The 24,226-nt window shown below is 45.9% G+C and carries 24 protein-coding genes and 1 pseudogene; 15 read left to right on the top strand and 10 right to left on the bottom strand.

Going from position 1 to position 24,226, the window contains the following annotated elements; genetic code table 11:
- Positions 1-48 precede the first annotated feature (48 nt).
- The 8 genes from MKX38_RS04070 to nosA all read left to right on the top strand — a co-directional run bounded on the left by MKX38_RS04070 (position 49) and on the right by nosA (position 8,422).
- Entirely contained in the window at positions 49-1,485 is a 1,437-nt protein-coding gene (locus MKX38_RS04070) for an anion permease (RefSeq protein ID WP_003233725.1), read from the top strand.
- Positions 1,486-1,612: 127 nt separating this feature from the next.
- Positions 1,613-3,241 carry a two-component sensor histidine kinase CitS gene (gene yflR, locus MKX38_RS04075; RefSeq protein ID WP_029726876.1) on the top strand — a complete coding sequence of 543 codons (1,629 nt, stop codon included), beginning with the start codon at positions 1,613-1,615 and terminating at the stop codon, positions 3,239-3,241.
- Positions 3,213-3,893, top strand: coding sequence for a two-component response regulator CitT (citT, locus tag MKX38_RS04080; RefSeq protein WP_029726875.1), 681 nt, complete (start codon positions 3,213-3,215; stop codon positions 3,891-3,893). Before yflR ends, citT begins: the two co-directional genes overlap by 29 nt.
- A gap of 2 nt (positions 3,894-3,895) precedes the next feature.
- Entirely contained in the window at positions 3,896-4,855 is a 960-nt protein-coding gene (locus MKX38_RS04085) for a tripartite tricarboxylate transporter substrate binding protein (RefSeq protein WP_101501757.1), read from the top strand.
- Between the two features lie 25 nt (positions 4,856-4,880).
- Complete coding sequence (locus tag MKX38_RS04090) at positions 4,881-5,006, top strand: hypothetical protein (RefSeq protein ID WP_032679059.1); 126 nt, start codon at positions 4,881-4,883, stop codon at positions 5,004-5,006.
- A gap of 43 nt (positions 5,007-5,049) precedes the next feature.
- Positions 5,050-6,351 carry a citrate transporter CitM gene (gene citM, locus MKX38_RS04095; protein WP_339188737.1) on the top strand — a complete coding sequence of 434 codons (1,302 nt, stop codon included), beginning with the start codon at positions 5,050-5,052 and terminating at the stop codon, positions 6,349-6,351.
- A 66-nt stretch (positions 6,352-6,417) separates the two neighbouring features.
- Positions 6,418-7,212: an MBL fold metallo-hydrolase gene (locus MKX38_RS04100; protein WP_144527528.1), complete on the top strand. Its 795-nt coding sequence runs from the start codon at positions 6,418-6,420 to the stop codon at positions 7,210-7,212.
- Between the two features lie 118 nt (positions 7,213-7,330).
- Positions 7,331-8,422, top strand: coding sequence for a nitric oxide synthase (nosA, locus tag MKX38_RS04105; protein WP_044052598.1), 1,092 nt, complete (start codon positions 7,331-7,333; stop codon positions 8,420-8,422).
- Here the strand turns inward: nosA and MKX38_RS04110 are convergent.
- The gene (locus tag MKX38_RS04110; protein WP_339188741.1) at positions 8,413-8,688 is read right to left on the bottom strand and encodes an acylphosphatase; all 276 of its coding nucleotides are present in this window, start codon (positions 8,686-8,688) and stop codon (positions 8,413-8,415) included. The two genes, nosA and MKX38_RS04110, sit on opposite strands and share 10 nt — an antisense overlap.
- A gap of 66 nt (positions 8,689-8,754) precedes the next feature.
- On the opposite strand from MKX38_RS04110, the gene MKX38_RS04115 reads away from it, so the two are divergent.
- Entirely contained in the window at positions 8,755-9,420 is a 666-nt protein-coding gene (locus MKX38_RS04115) for an MOSC domain-containing protein (protein WP_014479155.1), read from the top strand.
- A 40-nt stretch (positions 9,421-9,460) separates the two neighbouring features.
- Here the strand turns inward: MKX38_RS04115 and MKX38_RS04120 are convergent, their stop codons facing one another.
- The 4 genes from MKX38_RS04120 to map all read right to left on the bottom strand — a co-directional run bounded on the left by MKX38_RS04120 (position 9,461) and on the right by map (position 11,162).
- A complete protein-coding gene (locus MKX38_RS04120; protein WP_003233704.1) occupies positions 9,461-9,598 on the bottom strand; it encodes a YflJ family protein in 138 nt (45 codons plus the stop codon).
- A 156-nt stretch (positions 9,599-9,754) separates the two neighbouring features.
- Positions 9,755-9,910 (bottom strand): hypothetical protein, encoded by a 156-nt coding sequence (locus MKX38_RS04125; RefSeq protein WP_003244572.1) that lies wholly within the window; start codon positions 9,908-9,910, stop codon positions 9,755-9,757.
- Between the two features lie 106 nt (positions 9,911-10,016).
- Positions 10,017-10,331, bottom strand: a complete 315-nt coding sequence (locus MKX38_RS04130) for a DUF3243 domain-containing protein (protein ID WP_003242951.1) — start codon at positions 10,329-10,331, stop codon at positions 10,017-10,019.
- Between the two features lie 81 nt (positions 10,332-10,412).
- A complete protein-coding gene (map, locus tag MKX38_RS04135) occupies positions 10,413-11,162 on the bottom strand; it encodes a type I methionyl aminopeptidase (protein ID WP_069322452.1) in 750 nt (249 codons plus the stop codon).
- A 171-nt stretch (positions 11,163-11,333) separates the two neighbouring features.
- Between map and nagE the strand changes: the two genes are divergently transcribed.
- Positions 11,334-12,692: an N-acetylglucosamine-specific PTS transporter subunit IIBC gene (gene nagE, locus MKX38_RS04140; protein ID WP_003243372.1), complete on the top strand. Its 1,359-nt coding sequence runs from the start codon at positions 11,334-11,336 to the stop codon at positions 12,690-12,692.
- Positions 12,693-12,725: 33 nt separating this feature from the next.
- Here the strand turns inward: nagE and ltaS are convergent, their stop codons facing one another.
- On the bottom strand, positions 12,726-14,675 hold the full coding sequence (gene ltaS, locus MKX38_RS04145; protein ID WP_003233694.1) for a lipoteichoic acid synthase: 1,950 nt from the start codon (positions 14,673-14,675) through the stop codon (positions 12,726-12,728).
- Between the two features lie 100 nt (positions 14,676-14,775).
- Here ltaS and MKX38_RS04150 point away from each other — a divergent pair, with 100 nt between their 5' ends.
- From MKX38_RS04150 to MKX38_RS04160, 3 genes and pseudogenes are all read left to right on the top strand, one after another.
- The gene (locus MKX38_RS04150) at positions 14,776-14,913 is read left to right on the top strand and encodes a hypothetical protein (RefSeq protein WP_010886442.1); all 138 of its coding nucleotides are present in this window, start codon (positions 14,776-14,778) and stop codon (positions 14,911-14,913) included.
- Positions 14,914-14,931: 18 nt separating this feature from the next.
- Positions 14,932-15,324, top strand: coding sequence for a DUF1992 domain-containing protein (locus tag MKX38_RS04155; protein ID WP_003233692.1), 393 nt, complete (start codon positions 14,932-14,934; stop codon positions 15,322-15,324).
- A 124-nt stretch (positions 15,325-15,448) separates the two neighbouring features.
- Positions 15,449-16,863 (top strand): annotated as a pseudogene (locus MKX38_RS04160) (sodium:alanine symporter family protein).
- On the opposite strand, the gene MKX38_RS04165 reads toward MKX38_RS04160, so the two are convergent.
- From MKX38_RS04165 to MKX38_RS04180, 4 genes are read right to left on the bottom strand one after another with little or no spacing between them, the layout of a single operon-like run.
- A complete protein-coding gene (locus MKX38_RS04165; RefSeq protein WP_029726872.1) occupies positions 16,860-17,936 on the bottom strand; it encodes an endospore germination permease in 1,077 nt (358 codons plus the stop codon). The pseudogene MKX38_RS04160 and the gene MKX38_RS04165 overlap by 4 nt on opposite strands.
- A 23-nt stretch (positions 17,937-17,959) precedes the next feature.
- Entirely contained in the window at positions 17,960-18,160 is a 201-nt protein-coding gene (locus tag MKX38_RS04170) for a hypothetical protein (RefSeq protein WP_151262085.1), read from the bottom strand.
- A 15-nt stretch (positions 18,161-18,175) separates the two neighbouring features.
- Positions 18,176-19,330, bottom strand: coding sequence for a Ger(x)C family spore germination protein (locus MKX38_RS04175; RefSeq protein ID WP_003243672.1), 1,155 nt, complete (start codon positions 19,328-19,330; stop codon positions 18,176-18,178).
- The gene (locus MKX38_RS04180) at positions 19,311-20,852 is read right to left on the bottom strand and encodes a spore germination protein (RefSeq protein WP_003233683.1); all 1,542 of its coding nucleotides are present in this window, start codon (positions 20,850-20,852) and stop codon (positions 19,311-19,313) included. Before MKX38_RS04180 ends, MKX38_RS04175 begins: the two co-directional genes overlap by 20 nt.
- Positions 20,853-21,044: 192 nt before the next feature.
- Between MKX38_RS04180 and treP the strand changes: the two genes are divergently transcribed.
- Together treP and treC are read left to right on the top strand one after the other, a co-directional pair.
- Entirely contained in the window at positions 21,045-22,457 is a 1,413-nt protein-coding gene (gene treP / locus MKX38_RS04185; RefSeq protein WP_003233682.1) for a PTS system trehalose-specific EIIBC component, read from the top strand.
- 70 nt (positions 22,458-22,527) lie between these two features.
- Complete coding sequence (gene treC / locus MKX38_RS04190) at positions 22,528-24,216, top strand: alpha,alpha-phosphotrehalase (protein ID WP_339188746.1); 1,689 nt, start codon at positions 22,528-22,530, stop codon at positions 24,214-24,216.
- Positions 24,217-24,226 lie beyond the last annotated feature (10 nt).

The raw sequence follows: 24,226 nt of genomic DNA on the forward strand, positions 1-24,226 counted from the left end.
GAATGGAAAAGGGGATCGGAAAACAAGTATATAGGAGGAGACCTATTTATGGCTTCAGAAAAAGACGCAGGAAAACAGTCAGCAGTAAAGCTTGTTCCATTGCTTATTACTGTCGCTGTGGGACTAATCATCTGGTTTATTCCCGCTCCGTCCGGACTTGAACCTAAAGCTTGGCATTTGTTTGCGATTTTTGTCGCAACAATTATCGGCTTTATCTCCAAGCCCTTGCCAATGGGTGCAATTGCAATTTTTGCATTGGCGGTTACTGCACTAACTGGAACACTATCAATTGAGGATACATTAAGCGGATTCGGGAATAAGACCATTTGGCTTATCGTTATCGCATTCTTTATTTCCCGGGGATTTATCAAAACCGGGCTCGGTGCGAGAATTTCGTATGTATTCGTTCAGAAATTCGGGAAAAAAACCCTTGGACTTTCTTATTCACTGCTATTCAGTGATTTAATACTTTCACCTGCTATTCCAAGTAATACGGCGCGTGCAGGAGGCATTATATTTCCTATTATCAGATCATTATCCGAAACATTCGGATCAAGCCCGGCAAATGGAACAGAGAGGAAAATCGGTGCATTCTTATTAAAAACCGGTTTTCAGGGGAATCTGATCACATCTGCTATGTTCCTGACAGCGATGGCGGCGAACCCGCTGATTGCCAAGCTGGCCCATGATGTCGCAGGGGTGGACTTAACATGGACAAGCTGGGCAATTGCCGCGATTGTGCCGGGACTTGTAAGCTTAATCATCACGCCGCTTGTGATTTACAAGCTGTATCCGCCGGAAATCAAAGAAACACCGGATGCGGCGAAAATCGCAACAGAAAAACTGAAAGAAATGGGACCGTTCAAAAAATCAGAGCTTTCCATGGTTATCGTGTTTCTTTTGGTGCTTGTGCTGTGGATTTTTGGCGGCAGCTTCAACATCGACGCAACCACAACCGCATTGATCGGTTTGGCCGTTCTCTTATTATCACAAGTTCTGACTTGGGATGATATCAAGAAAGAACAGGGCGCTTGGGATACGCTCACTTGGTTTGCGGCGCTTGTCATGCTCGCCAACTTCTTGAATGAATTAGGCATGGTGTCTTGGTTCAGTAATGCCATGAAATCATCCGTATCAGGGTTCTCTTGGATTGTGGCATTCATCATTTTAATTGTTGTGTATTATTACTCTCACTATTTCTTTGCAAGTGCGACAGCCCACATCAGTGCGATGTATTCAGCATTTTTGGCTGTCGTCGTGGCAGCGGGCGCACCGCCGCTTTTAGCAGCGCTGAGCCTCGCGTTCATCAGTAACCTGTTCGGGTCAACGACTCACTACGGTTCTGGAGCGGCTCCGGTCTTCTTCGGAGCAGGCTACATCCCGCAAGGCAAATGGTGGTCCATCGGATTTATCCTGTCGATTGTTCATATCATCGTATGGCTTGTGATCGGCGGATTATGGTGGAAAGTACTAGGAATATGGTAGAAAGAAAAAGGCAGACGCGGTCTGCCTTTTTTTTATTTTCACTCCTTCGCAAGAAAACGGATTTTGAAAAATGAGAAAATTTCCTGTGAAAAATGGTATGATCTAGGTAGAAAGGACGGCTGGTGCTGTGGTGAAAAAGCGGTTCCATTTTTCCCTGCAAACAAAAATAATGGGGCTGATTGCGGCTCTGCTGGTCTTTGTCATTGGTGTGCTGACCATTACGTTAGCCGTTCAGCATACACAGGGGGAACGGAGACAGGCAGAGCAGCTGGCGGTTCAAACGGCGAGAACCATTTCCTATATGCCGCCGGTTAAAGAGCTCATTGAGAGAAAAGACGGACATGCGGCTCAGACGCAAGAGGTCATTGAACAAATGAAAGAACAGACTGGCGCGTTTGCCATTTATGTTTTGGACGAAAAAGGAGACATTCGCAGCGCCTCTGGAAAAAGCGGATTAAAGAAACTGGAGCGCAGCAGAGAAATTTTGTTTGGCGGTTCGCATGTTTCTGAAACAAAAGCGGATGGACGAAGAGTGATCAGAGGGAGCGCGCCGATTATAAAAGAACAAAAGGGATACAGCCAAGTGATCGGCAGCGTGTCTGTTGATTTTCTGCAAACGGAGACAGAGCAAAGCATCAAAAAGCATTTGAGAAATTTGAGTGTGATTGCTGTGCTTGTACTGCTGCTCGGATTTATTGGCGCCGCCGTGTTGGCGAAAAGCATCAGAAAGGATACGCTTGGGCTTGAACCGCATGAGATCGCGGCTCTATATCGTGAGAGGAACGCAATGCTTTTCGCGATTCGAGAAGGGATTATTGCCACCAATCGTGAAGGCGTCGTCACCATGATGAACGTATCGGCGGCCGAGATGCTGAAGCTGCCCGAGCCTGTGACCCATCTTCCTATAGATGACGTCATGCCGGGAGCAGGGCTGATGTCTGTGCTTGAAAAAGGAGAAATGCTGCCGAACCAGGAAGTAAGCGTCAACGATCAAGTGTTTATTATCAATACGAAAGTGATGAATCAAGGCGGGCAGGCATATGGGATTGTCGTCAGCTTCAGGGAGAAAACAGAGCTGAAGAAGCTGATCGACACATTGACAGAGGTTCGCAAATATTCTGAGGATCTCAGGGCGCAGACTCATGAATTTTCAAATAAGCTTTATGCGATTTTAGGGCTGCTTGAACTTGGGGAGTATGATGAAGCCATTGATCTGATAAAAGAGGAATATGCGATACAAAATGAACAGCATGATCTTTTATTCCATAATATCCATTCGCAGCAGGTGCAGGCCATTTTGTTAGGGAAAATAAGCAAGGCATCGGAAAAGAAGGTCAAGCTGGTGATTGATGAGAACAGCTCACTCGCGCCTCTTCCTGCGCATATCGGCTTGTCCCATCTTATTACGATTATTGGCAATTTAATTGATAACGCTTTCGAAGCTGTAGCGGAGCAAAGCGTGAAGGAAGTTTTGTTTTTTATCACGGATATGGGCCATGACATTGTCATTGAAGTATCAGACACAGGGCCCGGTGTGCCGCCAGAGAAAATAGAAGCTGTGTTTGAGAGAGGCTATTCTTCAAAGGGGATGAAGAGAGGCTACGGTCTGGCCAATGTGAAAGACTCAGTGCGTGAACTGGGCGGCTGGATCGAACTGGCGAATCAAAAAACTGGCGGGGCGGTATTCACTGTGTTTATACCAAAGGAGAAACAAAGGGGGAATCCATTTGATTCACATCGCGATTGCGGAGGATGATTTTCGAGTTGCGCAAATCCATGAGAGATTGATCAAACAGCTTGATGGATTCAAGATTATCGGCAAGGCGGCTAACGCAAAAGAGACATTGGCGCTTTTGAAGGGACACAAGGCTGATTTGCTTCTGCTGGATATTTATATGCCGGACGAGCTTGGGACCGCGTTGATTCCTGAAATACGAAGCCGATTTCCTGAAGTGGACATTATGATTATCACAGCGGCAACAGAAACCCGGCATTTGCAGGAAGCGCTAAGGGCAGGAATTGCCCACTATTTGATCAAACCCGTAACGGCTGACAAGTTCAGGCAGGTGCTGCTTCAGTATAAAGAAAAAAGGAAGCTGCTCATGTCTCAGCCGGAGGTCAGCCAATCCATGATCGACCATATTTTTGGGAACAGTGTGAAGACAGCTTTGCCGGCAGAGGATTTGCCGACTGGCATTAATTCGATTACACTGCGAAAAATTAAGGAAGCGCTTCAGACTGCGTCAGAAGGATTGACAGCGGAGGAACTTGGGGAAAAAATGGGGGCGTCACGAACAACTGCCCGCCGTTATGCCGAGTATCTTGTGTCAAAGGAAGAAGCAAGAGCCGAGCTTGAATACGGGATTATCGGCAGGCCGGAGAGAAAATATTATTTGGCGGCGGATTAGATATGAAAAAATCTATAATCCTATTGATTATTCTATTGATCTTTATGCAGGGTGATATCAGGCAGGCGGCTGCGCCGCGCCTGCCTGACGGGCCGATAGAAATTGTCGTCCCTGCCGAACCTTCTGGCGGTTGGGATGTCACAGCGCAGGCGATCCAATCAGTTTTGAGGCAGAAGCAGATCGTGAAGGATGATGTTCATATCGTCTATAAATCCGGCGGCGGGGGAGAGAAAGGCTGGAAATATGTCAACAAAAGCAGCAAACAAACCATCAGCATGACGTCCAGCTTAATATTGAGCAATGATCTTCTCGGGCAAAGCAAATTAAAAATGGCCGATTTTACGCCGCTCGCCATTCTCTCCAAGGAGTGGCAGACGGTTGCATTGCCAAAAGGATCAGCGTTAACAAATGGCAAGGATGTGCTGAATGAGATCAACATGCATCCCGGCAAGGTGAGAATCGGCTTTGCCCCGGGGTTTGGCAATGATGATCAGCTCTCGTTCGTCAGAGCGGCAGATATGTACGGCATTGACCCGTTTGACATTCAATTCTCACAGTATGACAGCAGCGAACAGCTCATTCAGGCGCTGATCAGACATGAGATAGAAGCGGCTTCCATGACACTTTCTGAAGCGAAACCATATGAACGAAACGGCGATATCACGTTAGCTGCTGTAACATCTGATAAAAGACTTCCCGGTTTTCCAAATGTACCGACGTGGAAGGAGCAGGGAATCCCGTTTGTTTTTTCTCATTGGAGAGGGATTTTGGGCCCGAAAAATATGTCTGAGGAAGAGATTTCTTACTGGGATCAAGCGCTAAAGAAGGTCACCTCCTCACCTGAATGGAAGCGGAAAATAAACGAACAGGACTGGGAAAGCTTTTATTTGAACAGCAGGGAAACGAAACGGTTTTTAGAAGAGCAATCCGCTTTTTATCAAAGCATCATGACAGGAAATTAAGATCCCGGCATCCCGGGATTTTTTCATGCCGAAAAATGATCAAAAAGAACAAAACGGTTTTAAAAATTTAAAAATACAAAAAAACCAAATTATTTACTTGCGGTTGGTTTTCCCATACGATGGCAAAAAGGCAAGACAAAAAGGGGAGTAAGGGAGAAAAAAATGTAAGCGGATTCATTTAAGGGGGAATGGATGTGTTAGCAATCTTAGGCTTTCTCATGATGCTTGTGTTTATGGCATTGATCATGACAAAACGGCTTTCTGTTTTAACAGCATTAGTTTTGACGCCGATTGTGTTTGCGCTTATCGCCGGATTTGGATTTACTGAAGTTGGGGACATGATGATTTCGGGGATTCAGCAAGTCGCACCGACTGCGGTCATGATTATGTTTGCGATCTTATATTTTGGAATTATGATTGATACAGGCCTGTTTGATCCAATGGTTGGCAAAATTTTAAGCATGGTCAAAGGAGACCCTTTAAAAATTGTTGTCGGGACAGCGGTCCTTACAATGCTCGTCGCCTTGGACGGAGATGGCTCGACAACGTACATGATTACGACAAGCGCCATGCTTCCGCTCTATTTGCTGCTAGGCATCCGGCCAATTATCTTGGCAGGAATCGCGGGAGTCGGCATGGGAATCATGAACACGATTCCATGGGGCGGTGCGACGCCGAGGGCCGCGAGTGCGCTGGGGGTTGATCCAGCTGAGCTTACAGGGCCGATGATTCCTGTCATTGCAAGCGGGATGCTTTGTATGGTGGCGGTTGCGTATGTGCTTGGAAAAGCGGAACGAAAGCGCCTTGGTGTGATTGAACTGAAACAGCCAGCCAATGCCAATGAACCGGCTGCTGCGGTTGAAGATGAGTGGAAGCGGCCGAAGCTTTGGTGGTTCAATTTATTGTTAACGCTTTCTTTAATAGGATGTTTAGTATCGGGTAAAGTCAGTTTAACCGTACTGTTTGTCATTGCGTTTTGTATTGCGCTGATTGTGAATTATCCCAATCTCGAGCATCAGAGACAGCGCATCGCGGCGCATTCCAGCAACGTGCTGGCTATCGGTTCAATGATTTTTGCCGCGGGGGTGTTCACGGGGATTTTGACAGGCACGCAAATGGTTGATGAAATGGCGATCTCGCTCGTGTCCATGATACCGGAACAAATGGGCGGATTGATCCCGGCGATTGTTGCCTTAACAAGCGGCATTTTCACATTCTTGATGCCGAATGACGCGTATTTCTACGGGGTGCTGCCGATTTTATCAGAAACAGCTGTCGCATACGGTGTGGATAAAGTGGAAATTGCCAGAGCCTCTATTATCGGCCAGCCGATTCATATGCTGAGTCCGCTTGTGCCATCCACTCATTTGCTTGTCGGACTCGTCGGAGTTTCTATTGATGACCATCAAAAATTCGCATTGAAATGGGCGGTTCTCGCAGTGATCGTCATGACGGCTATCGCTCTATTGATCGGTGCGATCTCTATTTCCGTATGATCTCCGTATGATAATTCAGGCGTAATGACACACACTAACGGCATACAACATTCCGGAGGTGTCATTATGAGTGATCCTTATATGCCGCTGACTTCAGTCAGAAGCGGAACGGGGTTCGAAGCGGCAAAAGGGGTGCACGGCCTGACTGTGCAAATTGCGAATGTCTATTTTATTCAGCTGCCTTCTGAACCTCACTCATTTGTTTTAATTGATGCCGGCATGCCCCAATCAGCCGGCGTGATTGTCAATGAAGCCAAACAAAGATTCGGTGAAGGGTTTCAGCTGAAGGCGATTATCCTCACACACGGGCACTTTGACCATATTGGGGCAATCGAAGAGATCCTTGAGCATTGGGATGTGCCTGTTTATATCCATTCTCGGGAAATGCCTTATGTAACAGGTAAAGAGGATTATCCTCCGGCTCGTCCTGACAGCAAGAGCGGGCTGGTCGCTAAGCTGTCGCCGCTGTTTCCGCGGCACTCCATCGATATTTCCTCACATGTCCAGGCACTGCCGGAAGACGGTTCAGTCCCTTTTCTTGACGAGTGGATGTGGATCGCGACACCAGGACACACGCCGGGCCATATTTCGTTATTCCGCGATGACGGCCGCGTGCTTGTAGCAGGTGATGCTGTTATTACAGTGGAACAGGAGAAAATGGCTGACGTCTTGATACAAAAACAGGAGCTTCACGGGCCGCCGGCTTATTTCACGCCTGACACAGAGACGGCCGCTGAGTCCATTCTAAAGCTGGCCGGTCTTGAACCGGAAGCGTTATTGACAGGGCACGGCATACCGATGACCGGCAAAAACTTTCGAAGTGACTTAACTGAATTGGCAAATCGATTATCGTCTATTTGACACCCGCACCACGCGGGTGTTTTTTATTGTTTTCCAGGAAGTTGCAGAAAAATCATTTGTCTTGCCGCTTAAAAACGATACAATGAAAAGCATGAAGTGATGTGAAGGGGAGAGTTTGTTGGAAGAAAAAGAAATACTCTGGAACGAAGCGAAAGCGTTTATTGCCGCATGCTATCAGGAATTGGGAAAGGAGGAGGAAGTGAAAGACCGTCTCGAGGACATTAAAAGCGAAATTGACCTGACCGGAAGCTATGTACATACGAAGGAAGAGCTAGAGCACGGAGCGAAAATGGCTTGGAGAAACAGCAACCGCTGCATCGGCAGATTGTTCTGGAATTCGCTGAATGTTATCGACAGACGAGACGTCCGGACGAAGGAGGAAGTGCGTGACGCCCTCTTTCACCATATTGAAACCGCCACCAATAACGGGAAAATCAGACCGACCATTACGATTTTCCCTCCGGAAGAGAAGGGTGAAAAGCAAGTCGAGATCTGGAATCATCAGCTGATCCGGTACGCTGGATATGAGTCAGACGGAGAAAGAATCGGCGACCCGGCTTCCTGTTCCCTGACAGCAGCCTGCGAAGAGCTCGGCTGGCGCGGAGAGCGAACGGATTTTGACCTGCTGCCGCTCATTTTTCGCATGAAAGGCGACGAACAGCCTGTCTGGTATGAGCTGCCGCGTTCACTTGTGATCGAGGTTCCAATCATACATCCGGACATCGAGGCGTTTTCTGATTTGGAGCTGAAGTGGTACGGCGTGCCTATCATCTCTGATATGAAGCTTGAGGTCGGGGGCATTCATTATAATGCCGCGCCATTTAACGGCTGGTATATGGGCACGGAGATCGGAGCGAGAAACCTCGCAGATGAGAAGCGGTACGACAAGCTCAAAAAAGTAGCGTCCGTGATCGGCATCGCCGCTGATTACAATACGGATTTATGGAAGGATCAAGCGCTAGTTGAATTGAATAAAGCTGTGCTGCACTCGTATAAAAAGCAGGGTGTCAGCATCGTTGACCATCATACAGCGGCAAGCCAGTTTAAACGGTTTGAAGAACAGGAGGAAGAAGCGGGCAGAAAGCTGACGGGGGACTGGACGTGGCTGATTCCGCCAATTTCACCCGCTGCCACTCATATCTTCCACCGATCCTATGATAACTCAATCGTTAAGCCGAATTACTTTTATCAAGATAAGCCTTATGAGTAAACAATAGAAAATCGATGATGGCCTTCAAGGCTGCGGGATTCAGTCACAGAGATGTCGGTAACCTTTGAGAAAGGGCTTCCGTTCTTTACAGCCTCAACAAACGATTGCAGGGCGTTTTCCGGACCCTCTGCCAAAATCTCGACACGCCCGTCATCACGGTTTTTGACCCAGCCGGCCAGTTTTCGCTTATCAGCTTCCATTTGAACAAAATAGCGAAAGCCCAAACCTTGAACCCGGCCGTTTACAATGATTCGGTATTGAAGCATGTAAAAACCACCTTTTCTTTTTATGATAATCAATCATTTTACAACCTGTAAAGGGGATGTGTTTGTATGAAACCAGAGCGCTATTCAGTTCTTTCTCTTAATCTGGGAAAACCGCAGACGCTTGAATATGACGGAAAGAAAATCGAAACCGGCATCATGAAGCGGCCGGCTGAATCAGCCGTCATGCTGTATCGGGAGAATTTTGAAGGAGACGGACAGGCGGACCTCGTCAACCACGGCGGACCTGATAAGGCTGTCTGTGTCTACCCGGCGGAGCATTATCCGTTTTGGGAAGAGTTCCTCTCAAGACCGCTGTCAAATGCCGCATTTGGAGAAAATCTGACGGTCGCGGGCCTGACTGAGGAGAATGTTTGCATCGGGGATGTGTTCAGGCTTGATGAAGCTGTTGTTCAGGTCAGCCAGCCGCGCCAGCCGTGTGTAAAGCTGGCGAAAAAGTTTGGTGTAAAAGAAATGGTGCTGAAGGTCCAGCAAACCGGCTATACAGGGTTCTATTTTCGCGTGCTGGAGGAGGGCAGGGTGTCTCCCGGCGCGAACCTTGAATTGCTGTCCAGAGGAGAGAAGGGCATATCCGTCCAGTTCGCCAACCGCATCAACTACCATGATGCAAAAAATCTCACCGCCATTGAACTGATTTTAAGTGAGGCTGCACTATCGGAAAGCTGGAGAGCGTCCTTTATGAAAAAAAAGGACAGGCTGCTGCCGGTTGAATAGAAAAAAGCCGCGCATATCAACGTGCGCGGCTTTGCCATATTTAAGATTGTTTTTTCTTTGATTCAAGCAGGTTGGCAAGAAAATAGGTTTTATAGCTTTGAAGCTTTCTTCCTTCATGGTGCGTGATCCCCTGCTTTTTTAGTTCTGCCACATACCAGCCTTTACTGCCGTAATGCATGTCAGAAAACTCCTTTCCCTATCTGATTTCGAAACGATTGGCATTGTAACATCTATAAAAAGATGCTGAAAAGAGATGCGGGGAAAACTGAGCCTTTCGCACTAGATGTACGAATGTTCTTCTGAATGTATATGCGGAGCAAAAGCCGAATATGATTTAATGGCCGGTTAGTTTGATCATGACAACGCCAAATGTCATAATGGCGAAAACAATGCCGATATATGTGAGCATCCCGTTTTTTTTCTTAACGCCGTAAACGGTCATAATGATGCCTTCAATGAAAAAAATGATGCCGAAAATAATAAACCACATGCAGATAAAGGCTCCTTTCACAGACATAATAGTAGTGTAGCATATCTGAAAGAGCCGGGCTGTGACAATATCAAGAAAGCCGGGCGCATATCGCCCGGCTCATGTTTTATTGTTTATCAACCAATTTGACCAGAAGCTGTGCCAAATGTTCTTTCTCATCTTCGTCTGCAACGCTCCAAAGCTCTTGCAGCAGCATTTCTTCACCGTTTTGCGGCTCTTCATGCTTTGCGAGGTAGTCTCCCAGGATCGCAGCGCTTTTTACAAGCTTGCCGTCATCCAATCCCAGCTTTTTGCCTCGGTTGACTTGTTTTTTCAGGTAGCCTTTAAATTCCTCAAAGTCTTTTAAAATGTCTTCTTTTATTGTGCCATGCATCGCGTTCATTTCGTTTTCAATTTGGATTTTTTCTTGATCTCTGTTCATTGCAAGACCTCCTCGTACAGAATAATGATGCTTTACCTGCAATTGGAGGAGGTTAAACCTGCCGGAAGCCCGGAATGTGTTTTACAGTTTCGTCAGGATAATCGGTTCATCTTTTGTGATGACGATCGTGTGTTCAACTTGGGCAACCATGCTTTTATCCGGCGTCTTGAACGTCCAGCCGTCTCCAGCTTCAACAATCGTTTCTGCTTTCGTTGAAATAAACGGTTCAAGCGCGATGACTGTGCCATTTTTGAACAGTGCGTTATCAAACGGATCATAATAGTTCATGATGTGGTTCGGCGCTTCATGCAGGCTTCGGCCGATTCCGTGGCCGGTCAGGGTTTTGATGACGGTAAAGCCTTGAGAGCGTGCTTCATGATAAACGGCTCTTCCGATCTGGTTTTGGCGCTTGCCCGCTTTTGCCTGCTGAAGCCCCTTTTGAAATGCGTTTTCCGCGCATTGGCAAAGCTTATGAAGGCGTTCTTCTCCTTCACCGAGCACAAATGAGATGCCTGTGTCGGAATAGAAGCCGCCAAATTCAGCGGAGATGTCGATGTTGACAAGATCCCCTGCTTTTAAAATTTTGGATGTGCTTGGTATGCCGTGAGCCACTTCATCATTTACGCTGATGCATGTCACACCTGGAAAATCGTATTCCTTCTCAGGAGCTGAAACGGCGCCGTGCTCATCAAGCACAGCTTTTCCGATAAGGTCAAGGTCTTTTGTGCTCATGCCGGGCTCTGCCTTCCGCTTCATTTCTTCACGCGCAAACGCGACGATTCTTCCGATTTTTTTCAGGCCTTCTAATTCTTGATCGTTTGTTACAATCATCTGTCATTCCCGCTTTCTTTTTAAATAATCTAGATTAAGCTTACCACAACTGTCTTAAAAATAGGAAACACACGGACCTGGGAAAAAAGAAATACCCCCGGGAAAATTGGTATAGATCACTAGATATCTTATATGGTATATTTGAAAAAAAAGGGTATGAGGGGGATGGGTATGCTTTCATTTTTACAAAAACTCGGGAAGTCATTTATGCTCCCGATTGCGGTTCTGCCTGCGGTTGGAATTATCCTTGCGCTTGGCAGAGAGGATGTATTTAATATCCCGTTTGTCTATCAGGCGGGGACGGCGGTTTTTGATCATCTGCCGCTTATTTTTGCGATCGGTATTGCCATCGGCATTTCAAAAGACAGCAATGGGGCCGCGGGTTTATCAGGGGCGATATCGTATCTGATGCTTGACGCGGCAACAAAGACAATTGATAAAACAAATAACATGGCGGTGTTTGGGGGAATTATTGCCGGTTTAATTGCCGGTTACACCTATAACCGCTTCAAGGATACCAAGCTGCCTGAATATCTCGGGTTCTTCAGTGGCAGACGGCTTGTGCCGATTTTAACAGCCATTATTACGATCATTTTAGCGGGCATATTCGGAGTCGTCTGGCCGCCGATTCAATCGTGTATCAACTCGTTTGGAGAGTGGATGCTCGGGCTCGGCGGCATCGGGGCAGGCATATTCGGCCTTTTCAACAGGCTGTTAATTCCGCTTGGCCTTCACCATGTGCTGAACAATATTTTCTGGTTCCAATTCGGAGAATATAACGGAGTGACAGGGGATCTGGCGCGCTTTTTCGCGAAAGATCCGACAGCGGGCACATATATGACCGGATTCTTCCCAATCATGATGTTCGGTCTTCCGGCGGCGTGTCTGGCTATGGTTGTGACTGCGAAGCCGTCTAAACGGAAAGCGACGGCTGGAATGATGATTGGATTTGCTTTAACGGCGTTTATCACAGGGATTACGGAGCCGATTGAGTTTGCATTTATGTTTTTATCTCCGCTTTTATACGCTGTTCACGCGGTCTTAACCGGGTTATCTTTATTTATCGTCAACTGGCTCGGCATCCGTTCAGGCTTTTCTTTTTCAGCTGGAGCTATCGATTATGTGCTCAGCTATGGAATCGCAGAAAAACCGCTGCTTCTGCTTTTGGTAGGTATATGCTATGCGGCAGTATACTTTATCGTGTTTTATGTACTGATTAAGGCTTTGAATTTAAAAACGCCTGGACGGGAAGACGATGATGTGGATGAAGTGCTGGATGAAAATACTGTCCAGGATGTAAATGAAAACATCATGCTGAAAGGGCTCGGCGGAAAAGAAAACCTTCAAACCATTGATCATTGCGCCACAAGGCTGCGACTGACTGTGAAGGATACCGCTTTGGTGGATGAAGCGCTGCTAAAGAAAGCAGGCGCAAAAGGGGTTGTCAAATCAGGCGGGCAATCGGTTCAAGTCATTATTGGCCCGAATGTGGAATTTGCGGCGGAAGAATTGAGGGCTGCTGTCAAATAAAAAAAGCGGAGAGGTTGCCCTCTCCGCTTTTTCTTATTTATCTTCGTTATCCTTTGACGTTTCGGAAGAATCTTCGTCATGTTTTGTGTAATCATAATCGGAAGGATTCACCTTCTTAAAACCTTTCGGCTCGTAGAACCGCAGCAGGTCTCCGTTTATGATTTTATCGGACATTTCAAGTTCCTTCTTGACGAGCGAGTCTTCTGACTTGTCGACTTCGGATTCATCGAGTTCTTTTCCGGTTTTCGTGTCGTAATACTTACCGGATATTTTCGTGTACTTCGGTGAAATAAAGTCTCCGTTTCGGAACGGAATCACTTCACGGTGTTCTTTCGATAAAATATCAGAACCGGACATCAGATAGTCCTTCGTATCCACTCCGAGCAGATGCAGAATGGTAGGAGCCACATCAACGTCTCCGGCATATTTATGAACTTTCTCGCCCTTCACGCCGGCAGCGTGGATAAAGAGCGGCACCCGTTGAAGCTGGGCGTTGTCGTAATCAGTGATTTCATCCTTGCCAAGCACTTTCGCCATCGCTTTATTGTGGTTTTCAGAGATGCCGTAGTGGTCTCCGTACATCACAATAATCGATTTATCATATAACCCGTCTTTTTTCAGATCATTGAAGAATTGTTCAATGGACTGATCAAGGTAATGGGCTGACTGGAAGTAGTTATCGACGACAGAGTCACCAAAGTCTCCAGCCGGGAAGTCTGTATCCCCCTCATCCATTCCGAATGGGAAGTGGTTAGACAGGGTAATGAACTTCGTATAGAACGGCTGCGGCAGGCTTTCCAGCAGCGGCATTGATTCTTTGAAGAACGGTTTGTCTTTCATGCCGTAGTTTTTCGTGTTTTCTTCGTTCATGTCATAGTAAGCAGAATCAAAGAATTTATCAATGCCTTCCGCCTTGTACATTTCGTTACGGTTCCAGAACGTCTGCGTGTTCCCGTGGAAAGTAGCAGATGTGTAATTCTTAGACTTCAGAATCGCCGGAACGGATTGCAGCGTGTTTTGCGCTTTGTTTACGAAAACTGAACCTTGAGCCAGCGGGTACAGAGAGTTTTCCATCATAAATTCAGCATCAGATGTTTTACCTTGTCCCGTTTGGTGGAAAAAGTTATCAAAGTAGAACGTTTCGTTATCATGTGCCAGTTTATTTAAGAACGGTGTCACTTCTTTGCCGTCAATTTTATAGTCGATGATAAATGACTGCAAAGATTCAAGTGAAACGTAAATGACGTTTTTTCCTTCCGCTTTGCCGAAATACACGTTATTCGGCACATCGTAATTGGCTTTCATGTAGTTTTCTACTTCCGTTACGTCGCTGGAATCGGCAAGCGCGCGCTGGCTGTTGGACTTGATATTCTGTACAGCGTCATAAATCGTGAAATTGTATGTTCCCAAGTATTTCACAAGATAGTTCCGGTCGAATGATCTTGTCAGCAATTCAGGACGGTCTGATTCCGCAACTGCCAGGTTGATCAAGAACACAAGAATTGAAGACGCAAAAATAATTCGGAACGATTTTTTGCTTGACGTTTCGGCAGGCTTGTTTACTTTGATCGCCAAGATGATCAGGATGATCGTATCGATAAAGTAAAAGGCGTCAGTCGGTCTCATCAGCGAAAATGCGCTGTCACCGAGTTGGCCGCCGTTTGTTTTAGCCTGCATAATGACCGGAATTGTAATAAAATCATTGAAAAATCTGTAGTACACAATGTTGGCGTACAGTAAAAAAGACATTAAAAAATGAATCACTATAATGGCTGTCTGCTGTAATTTTTTCTTGAACAAGAGTCCAAAGCCAAGAAAGAACAAGCTTGAGCTAAGAGGATTCACAAAAAGCAATATTTTTTGTATCGTGTTGTCTATTCCTAAGTTGAAGTTCAGGACATAACCGACATACGTTTTGATCCATAACAGGACGACCGCAATTAAGAAGAAGGCCAGTCCTCTTTCTTTTATAAATGTTTTCATTGTTACACTCCTTTTTTCCGATCCAGTTCGAGCGAAACGATAGAAAAAACGAACGTATCCAATATAACACGAATCAGCAGATTAGAAAAGTGAAAATCGTATGAGGGAGAAAGTGGCGAAAAACGCCGTCGAATCAACGTTTCGCTTTGATATTACCAAATGTAAAACAAGGTATCTTTCTAGAAATAAAGGAATAAAATGGTACATTGAGAATTGTATGATAAAATATAAGGTATAGATAAAAAGAGGTGAAATGATGGATTTTTCCCATATTGTGTCTGAAGATAAAATTAAGCGCGCCATCAAAGACGGGGACTTTCAAAACCTCCCGGGAATGGGGAAGCCGCTGCCGAAGGATGACGCGGCACACTTGCCGGAATCGCTGCGCATGGGCTATCGTATTTTGAAAAACGCGGGAATGGCAGAGGACGAGGGCGCGCTCAAAAAAGAGCTTATGACCATCGACCATTTAATCGAAAAGTGCTATGACGAAAAAGAACGCGAGCAATTAATCAGAAAAAAATCTGAAAAGCAATTGCTGCTTGATAAGCTTGTCGACAAAAAAGGCATGTTTTCAAAGCCAGCATCCGCTTTTTATAAGAATAAAGTATATGACCGGCTTGGACGAAACAGACCTTCTTCCAGCTGATTTGTCTTGTCTGCAGGATGGCGATTGATAAAAGCCATCCTTTTTATGTTCCAAGTTCTATGTCAAAAGGTTTATGTTTTTCCATCTATGGGAAATGATTCATAAACGAAAAAAGGGTGATGGGATGGAACGACTATTAGTATGGATAGAGCATATATCTGATTGGCTGTGGGGTCCGCCGCTAATCATCCTGCTGACGGGGACGGGCTTGTATTTCACTATTTTGCTGAAAGGTTTTCAATTTCGCTATCCTTTATACATTTTCAAACAGACAATCGGCAGTGTAGGAAAAAAGCCGAAGGGAGAGGGCACAGTCACACCGCTTCAGGCATTGACCTCAGCCCTCAGTTCAACGATCGGTGCAGCGAACATTGTCGGTGTGCCCGCCGCTATTATGTTTGGAGGACCAGGAGCGGTTTTTTGGATGTGGCTTATTGCCTTATTTGCCATGGCGATTAAGTTTTCTGAAAGTGTTCTTGCTGTTCATTACAGAGAAAAAAATGAGCAGGGTGAATACGTCGGGGGACCGATGTATTACATAACAAAAGGGCTGCGCATGAAATGGCTCGGCGTATTCTTCTCTGTTGCGCTGATTGTGGAGCTGATTCCCAGCATTATGGTTCAGGGAAATTCGGTTTCAGTCTCGCTTGCCGAGACGTTTTCTTTCAATAAAATATACGCAGGAATCGGAATTGCATTTTTGATTGGGTTAGTGGTGATAGGAGGGGTAAAGCGGATCGGAAAAGTAACAGAGTTTGTCGTGCCTCTTATGCAGGGGCATACGCAGGTGCCGGTCTCCTGATTGTTCTCATGAATCTATCATCAGTGCCGGCGTTTTTCTCTCTCGTTTTTTCAAATGCGTTTACCTCTTCTTCAGCAGTTGGAGGGTTCGCAGGTGCTGCGTTGGCGGAAACCGTTCGCTGGGGATTTGCCCGCGGGCTGTATTCTAATGAAGCCGGAATGGGAACAGCCCCGATTGCACATGCGGCAGCAATGACTGATCATCCTGTGCGGCAAGGGTTTTGGTCTGTGATCGGCATTGTCATTGACACCTTGATCATCTGCACGACCACCGCTTTTGTCGTTCTTGCATCTGGTGTCTGGACAGGGAAGAACGCCTCAATTGACCCGGCAGCACTGACGACGGCTGCATTTCAGCATTATTTCGGTTCTGGCGGAGGGTACTTCGTTTCGGTTTCCCTAGTCTTCTTTGTCGTATCAACCATTATGGTTGTCATTTTTTACGGCGTAAAGCAAGCTGAATTTCTGTTCGGGCGGCTGGCAGGACACGTGATTAAATTCGTATATTTAGCGGCTATTATCATAGGTGCCGCAGGCGGAGCAAAAGCCATTTGGGGCTTTTTGGACTTAGCATTGGCTTTTATTCTCGTTCCAAATGTGATTGCGCTGTTGTTATTGAGCAGAAAGGTAAAAGCGCTGTACACCGAATTCTTTACATCTGAACAGTACTACCTGAAAGATATAAGAAAAACAAAACAGAATCCTGTTTATCAAACAAAAGAAGCTAAAAATTCCTAGTGCTTTGCTTTGGCGCTGAACAACGCTTTGCTTTTTATGATCAAATAAATGAGTAAAGGCAGCAAAAGAGAAATCACTACATTAATGATTGGTTTGATTCTGTTAAAGTCGATTAGCTGATTTGTATTTAAAAAGAACCAAAAGCCGCATACGACTGAGAACATGCCGGTTGGTGTATACATGGCTTTCGGGTCGATTTTTGAGTGTAAAAACGAAAGGCCGTATACCACGATATATAGGGAACCTGCTATCTTCACCATAATGACTGGAATCCAAAAAGCCGCGATGATCAGGTCTGAGCGATCCAGAAAATCCGTAATGCGGATCTGCCTGATGACCATATAAGCAGGATCAAAGAAAGTAGATGTCAGGTTGGGACCAAAGACAGAAATTGAAGAAAATAACATCACGGCCAGCAATAAAGCGCCCAGCAGTATCGCGAAAATGGTGTATTTTAGCGGGACGCTCCGGTTTGAGAAGAGAAGCGGAAGGATAATCAATTCCCCCATTGTCCCAAACGCGTAATAGCCTGATTGAAGGTATGGGATTAGACCTTCAAAAACAGGCGTCAAGTTTTGAAGCTCAATTTGTGTGGCCAGCGTAAATGGAAGGAACAAGACCAGGATGCCGAATGGAAATAGGAATATCTGCGCCATTCTGGTCAATGTTTCTTTTCCCTCTCTGGCAATACAGATCGCCACAAAGATAATAACACCGCCAAGAACAGCCATTGGTGTTCTCGGGAGAAATAAAATGTTAATCAAATTGATGAAAAAACGGATGTCATGAGCATTGATTAACAGGAAATACAAAGAAAACAGTAAAATGATAATCCGGCCTGCGATTGGTGAGGAATCGCTCAGCAGCTCATAGATATTTTTATCCTGATGCTTTTTCATCAGCCTATGCATGAGCCAGAGTGCCGGAATCACGATGACAACGCCGAGGATGTAGCTGTGCCAGGCATTTTGTTTTGCTGATTCGATCATGAGAATCGGAGCATGCTTTAATCCGACTGCTAACGTATACAGAGCTCCGAAAAATAATCCTTGGTATGCAGAGGTCTTGTCCATAAAGCACATCCTTTCTGTCATGTTCAAAACGGAATATATTTAAACAGGTGCCCCAGCCGCGGAAGCAGGGGATTCACTCTCATATAAATCCATAGAAAAGCACTTCCTGCAATCAGCAGGCTGAAGGCCCATTTTGTTAGATTGTTAGCGGAACGAAAATTCTTCCATTCATATGCGTATATGGCAATGCACACAATCAATGTCTGTACGATAAAGCTGATCATGCTGACGCACCTCCATTAATGGCTGATCGTTTTGTATAGGACACCGCCCTGCTCAATCGTCACAATTGGGACGACGTGAACCTCCATATCTTTATATACCTCTTCCCATTCCTTTTTCAGCAGATTCTTCGTGGTTGCCGTGCTTCTGATGGTCCTGTCTTGAAAGCCGGCCGGGTCCGCCTTTAGCTTTTGCAAACGATGAACGGTGCTGATCACATCCTTCTTTATGGTTCTGTTTAGTGCTTTTTGAATGATGTAATACTGGTCATTTTCTCTCGTCTCATAGGTTGATTGGTTTTCCATAATAATTCCTTTGGCTCTGATCTCGATTGTCATTGACAGCTTTCCGTTTTTTTCAGCGGCATGAAAGGATGCATTGGACTTTTGAAGCTGAATGGATGCTTGCCCCATTTGATTCGGCAGGTCTACTATGAATTCTGGCTGGCGGGCTTGATTCAGCAACATCAGGGCTGCTGTCATGTGTTCATCTTTGAAAATATCCATCAATCTGTCCTTTTTAAAGATCGCAAGCCCGTCAATTTTCAAATTAGATTTGCCTTTCCCTCCAGGTTTTGTTTTAGATGCAGAGATAACCGGTGCATACGGATCACTGCCTATTTCTACTAGATCAGACATGAATCTGCTTAAGAAAACGGGGCGGCTCGTTGCGATAATGGCCAGCTCCCGAATCATTTCCGCCGGAAATTGTTCAAGCTGAACATCGGTATTTAAAATGTCCCGCGCTTCTCCCCGGCTGACTAAAATGAGCGCCGTTAATCTGTTCTGCGGATTTCGCGTTAAAATATCAAAGACTGGGGCAACGCCGTCTCTCGCCATATCCTCTCCAATAATGACTGTACGTCTGTGGGACGTATTGATTGTCCGTGACAAGGAGGTTTGCAGCTTGTTGTTCGCTTCTCTGATCGTAGTGCCGGAAGCTGAATCAACATACCATGTTTTTGAACCGGCAGTTCCGCCGCCGCCCCCTGTTTGTCCGCCTAATTGGCCGACCAAGGGAATCTGCATGGCCACTCGATACTGATCTTTTTTCTTATCAATGGCTGAGCTGACAACAAATGCAATGTCATTGATTTCTGTCCGGTCCCAGCACCCCGTTAGAAGGATACAAATGAGAAGCGGCAAAACACACTTATATATTGTTTTCTTCATCTTTTGGGTCCTCTCTTTTCGCTCCCTTCTGTCCGTTGCCGCGCGAATACGTGCCCGGCCTTCTGGTCATCGTCCACCAAGGCGCCCTGACAAAAATATCTTTTACTTCATCTCGTTTAAACGGAGAAATCCCGGATAAATAAGGAATGCCGAAAGATTGCAGCTTGCATAAATGAAGCACTAAGATAATCGTGCCGAGCATAATGCCGAATATCCCAAAAATACTCGCCAAAAACATAAGCGGGAAACGAAGCATCCTGATGGAGATAGCTAAGTTAAACCGCGGAATTGTGAATGACGCGATCCCTGTTAACGATACGATGATCACCATGGGGGCAGACACAATTCCCGCTTCAACAGCTGCTGTCCCAATGACTAGGGCCCCGAGAATACTGACGGTCTGGCCGATGGTTTTCGGCAGGCGCACTCCCGCCTCACGGAGAGCCTCAAAAGAAATTTCCATAATCAATGCTTCTATGATGGCGGGGAAAGGAATCGGTTCACGCGCAGAGGCCACACTGAACATTAAGTTTGTCGGCATTAAGTCCTGGTGGTATGTAATAACGGCAACATAAATAGCCGGCAAATATAAAGCAACGAATAAAAACATATAGCGAAGCCAGCGGATTAAGTTAGACATCAAATAACGCTCATAGTAATCTTCACTGGCCTGCATAAGCTGCCAAAACGTAATCGGGCCTGTTAAGACAAAGGGCGTATTATCTGTGAAAATGGCAAATCGGCCTTCGAGAAGCTGGGCGGCGACGGTGTCCGGCCTTTCTGTGTATTGCAGCTGGGGGAATGGCGAGTACGTGTCGTCTTCGATAAATTCTTCAATATATCCGCTTTCTAAGACAGCATCAATCTTTATCTTTTTGATTCTTTTTTTTGCTTTGTCAATGACCTTTGGATCGGCAAGCCCGTCAATATAGGCCAAGACAACATCGGTTTTGGTTTTCGTGCCGATTTTAAACGAGATCATTTTAAGCTGAAACGTTTTGACGCGAAAGCGCACAAGAGCGGTATTGACCCTGAGGCTTTCAGTGAAGCCCTCTCTTGACCCTCTGATGGTCGATTCTGTTATCGGCTCTTCAATGCTTCTTCTTTGTCCGCCTTTTATATTTAAGATCAGGCCTTTTGAGTGCCCGTCAGCAAATAAAACCGCGTTCCCCTCAATGATGGATGCAGCCACTTTGCTCATACTCGTTTCTAATGCAACACTTGAAATTGATAGAGTATTTTGCAGCGCCTCTTCATGTTCATCTATTTGATCCGTCAAATGCATTAAGAAAGGGCGGAGGGCGTGATCCTGAATATGTTCAGATTTTACAATTCCTTCGATATAAACAATAAATCCGCACAGCCCGTTTCCAAAGTCAAATTGTCTAAATACGATGTCTGAGCAGCCTTCTGTTAATAAGGTCAGATTTTCGAGGTTTTCCTTCAAATTGGGAGAGATCGGTCTGTCCTGATTGTCTTCAAGCTCTTTGATGAGCTGAAGCGCTTTGTCGCGTTTATTCATAGAGGCTCACCCTGCTTTTTAATGTCATATTCAACAAGTGCTTGTGACTTTTAGGGTAACCTTGTCTGTTTCATATATTCCAGACTAGGATGAAAGCGCTATAAAAAAGTGTTGACTACCTGTATATACAGGAATACAATATGATTATAAGTTGTATATACAAGTTATAAAAACGGATACGGAGGGGTTGGCATGGGGGAACTGAACAAATCGGCACGTCAGATTGTCGAAGCAGTCGGCGGTGCTGAAAATATTGCAGCGGCAACTCATTGTGTTACACGTTTGCGTTTTGCTTTAATAGATGAAAGCAAGGTTGACCAAGAGATGCTTGATCAAATTGATGTGGTAAAGGGATCATTCTCGACAAACGGACAGTTTCAGGTTGTAATCGGCCAGGGAACTGTCAATAAAGTATATGCTGAACTGGTTAAGGAAACGGGGATTGGCGAGTCAACAAAGGATGAAGTGAAGAAGGCCTCAGAAAAAAATATGAATCCTTTGCAGCGTGCTGTGAAAACGCTTGCAGATATTTTTATTCCAATATTGCCTGCGATTGTCACGGCGGGTCTTTTAATGGGGATCAATAACATTTTAACGGCGGAAGGCATTTTCTTCAGCACAAAATCGATTGTGCAGGTTTATCCACAGTGGGCGGATCTTGCTAATATGATTAACCTGATTGCAGGCACGGCCTTTACGTTTTTGCCTGCGTTAATCGGATGGTCTGCCGTCAAGCGGTTCGGCGGCAATCCGCTTCTCGGCATTGTGCTCGGGGTTATGCTCGTGCATCCTGATTTGCTGAATGCGTGGGGATATGGAGCGGCAGAACAAAGCGGAGAGATCCCGGTATGGAATCTATTCGGCCTAGAGGTGCAGAAAGTCGGCTATCAGGGCCAGGTGCTCCCAATTTTGCTTGCTTCTTATATGCTGGCGAAGATTGAGGTATTTTTAACAAAACGCACACCTGAGGGCATACAGCTGCTCGTTGTCGCACCAATTACGCTTCTCTTAACAGGATTTGCCTCTTTTATCATTATCGGCCCGATTACATTTGCGATCGGTAATGTACTGACTTCAGGGCTTATCTCGGTGTTCGGTTCTTTTGCCGCACTGGGCGGTCTGTTATATGGCGGTTTCTACTCAGCGCTCGTGATTACCGGTATGCATCACACGTTTCTTGCAGTCGACCTGCAGCTCATCGGATCAAAGCTCGGCGGCACCTTTTTATGGCCGATGCTGGCGCTTTCTAATATCGCACAAGGTTCGGCGGCTCTGGCCATGATGTTTATCGTGAAGGATGAGAAACAAAAAGGCCTCTCCCTCACATCAGGGATTTCTGCTTATCTTGGCATTACAGAGCCTGCCATCTTTGGGGTGAATCTGCGATACAGATTCCCGTTTATCATTGCAATGGTCAGCTCTGGCCTGGCCGGAATGTATATTTCTTCTCAAGGTGTGCTGGCAAGCTCCGTCGGTGTCGGCGGCGTGCCGGGGATTTTCTCAATCATGAGCCAGTACTGGGGCGCATTTGCAATCGGGATGGCTATTGTATTGATCGTGCCGTTTGCCGGAACATACGCGTATGCGAGATTCAAACATAAATAACAAATGGGGAGCGGGACGTGTTGAACGTTCCCTTTTCCCGTTTTCAATTTAAATATGGTGGTGGAAACAGATGAAAACAGAACAAACGCCATGGTGGAAAAAAGCTGTGGTTTATCAAATTTATCCGAAAAGCTTTAATGATACGACGGGAAATGGTGTCGGCGATCTGAACGGCATTATTGAAAAGCTGGATTACTTAAAAACGCTACAGGTGGATGTGCTTTGGCTGACGCCGATTTATGATTCTCCCCAGCATGATAATGGGTACGATATTCGTGATTATTACTCGATTTATCCTGAATATGGAACGATGGAGGATTTTGAGCGGCTAGTGTCCGAAGCACATAAAAGAGACCTGAAAGTCGTCATGGATCTTGTTGTCAATCATACGTCAACAGAGCACAAATGGTTTCGCGAGGCGATCTCTTCAATAGACAGCCCGTATCGTGATTTTTATATATGGAAAAACCCGCAGGAAAACGGTTCTGTTCCGACGAACTGGGAATCGAAATTCGGCGGCTCGGCATGGGAGCTTGACGAAGCATCGGGCCAATACTATTTGCATCTGTTTGATGTGACACAGGCTGATTTGAATTGGGAAAATGAAGAGGTCAGAAAGCATGTCTATGACATGATGCATTTTTGGTTTGAAAAGGGAATAGATGGCTTCAGGCTTGATGTCATCAACCTGATTTCTAAAGATCAGCGCTTTCTGAATGCGGAGGACGGCGGCGACGGCCGCTCTTTTTACACTGACGGGCCGCGAGTGCACGAATTTCTGCATGAAATGAACGAAAAGGTGTTTTCACATTACGACAGCATGACGGTCGGTGAGATGTCTTCAACAACCGTAGACCACTGTATCCGGTATACGAATCCTGACAATAAAGAACTTGATATGACATTCAGCTTCCATCATCTCAAGGTTGACTATCCTAACGGCGAAAAATGGGCCTTGGCGCCGTTTGATTTTTTGAAGCTGAAGGAGATCCTATCCGACTGGCAAACGGGGATGCACGCAGGAGGAGGATGGAACGCTCTGTTCTGGTGCAATCATGATCAGCCGCGCGTTGTATCAAGATATGGAGATGATGGCGCATATAGGGTGAAATCGGCGAAAATGCTTGCTACGGCCATTCATATGATGCAGGGCACGCCTTATATTTATCAGGGCGAGGAGCTGGGGATGACGAATCCGAAGTTTACTGACATCAGCTCCTATCGGGATGTCGAATCGCTGAACATGTATCACGCCTTTAAGGAAAAAGGAATGGCTGATCAAGAGATCACAGCCATTTTACAGGCGAAATCCCGTGACAATTCCAGAACCCCCGTTCAGTGGGATGCTACGGAGAATGGCGGTTTTACAACGGGCACACCATGGATACCGGTTGCAGGAAATTACCGGGAAATCAATGCTGAAGCGGCGCTGAGGGATCAGAATTCGGTGTTTTACCATTATCAAAAATTGATTCGAATTCGCAAAATGTATGACATTGTGACAGAGGGAACGTATGAGTTAATCGCAAAGGATGACCCGAACATTTTTGCGTATCTCAGACACGGCAGCAATGAAAAGCTGCTCGTGATCAATAATTTTTACGGGACAGAGGCGGCCTTTACACTGCCGGACTCTTTAGCGCCTGACGAATGGAAGGCAGAGGTGCTGTTGACGAACGATGAAGCAAGGGAAGGGCTTCAGAACATGACGCTTCGCCCGTATGAGTCCATTGTTTATCGTTTAACGAAACCGTGTTAAACTAAGCTGG

The sequence above is a fragment of the Bacillus sp. FSL M8-0025 genome, assembly GCF_037975475.1.
GTDB lineage: Bacteria > Bacillota > Bacilli > Bacillales > Bacillaceae > Bacillus > Bacillus subtilis.